A 349-nucleotide genomic window follows, 5' to 3' on the forward strand; every position below is an offset into this window, starting at 1 on the left:
GAGTCAGTGTTGTGGACTGAGAGCCGCGACGTGGGCGCCGGCTTCCGGTGCATCCGCATGGTGAATAACATCTACCTCAACTTTGACGCTCTCCACGGCGACAAGGAGCACGGCGGCGTGCGCGACGGCACCTCCCTCGTGCTGTGGAAGTGGTGTGAGGGCGACAACCAGCGCTGGAAGATCCTCCCCTGGTAAACGTGTCATGCTGCTGAAGCTGAGTTGATCGCCACCGTGACCCGGAGTTGGTAGAGATCGGCCTGTGATCTGTTGCCGTGTCGTTAGAATAAAAGTCGTGTGCGGTTGGTGATGTGTCCGTGAGTGTGTGTTTAGTTTCTGTCCTGTCGTTGTG

The 349-nt window shown here is 57.9% G+C and carries 1 protein-coding gene; it reads left to right on the forward strand.

Annotated elements, in window-relative coordinates:
- Nucleotides 1–195: hypothetical protein (locus tag QWY29_RS21305; RefSeq protein WP_300962981.1), on the forward strand; the 195-nt coding region annotated here is incomplete at its 5' end.
- Nucleotides 196–349: the final 154 nt, after the last annotated feature.

The organism is Nocardioides abyssi, from assembly GCF_030412915.1.
Lineage (GTDB): Bacteria > Actinomycetota > Actinomycetes > Propionibacteriales > Nocardioidaceae > Nocardioides > Nocardioides abyssi.